Annotated in this window: 1 protein-coding gene; it reads right to left on the reverse strand. The window is 70.5% G+C overall.

Annotation, left to right across the window (positions count from 1 at the left end; genetic code table 11):
• Positions 1 to 227, reverse strand: a 227-nt coding sequence (locus tag KUM38_RS33070) for a M23 family metallopeptidase (RefSeq protein ID WP_217135000.1), incomplete at both ends; no start/stop codon positions are given.

Below are 227 nucleotides of genomic sequence, written 5' to 3' on the forward strand. Positions count from 1 at the left end.
GTCGACCTGCGACAGGTGGGCGTACTGGGAGTACGTGCCGTTGCCGTGCTTGATGACGACGGCGTTGCCGTAGGCGGGGCCGTCACCGGCGCCGTTGGAGCCGGCCTTGACGACGGTGCCGCCGTGCGCGGCCATCACCGGGGTGCCGGTGGGGACGGCGTAGTCCTGACCGCTGTGCTTGGACGCCCACATGCCGCCGTTCTGGGCGAAGCTCGCGGACAGCTTGT

It is taken from the genome of Streptomyces sp. AC558_RSS880, from assembly GCF_019049255.1.
Lineage (GTDB): Bacteria > Actinomycetota > Actinomycetes > Streptomycetales > Streptomycetaceae > Streptomyces.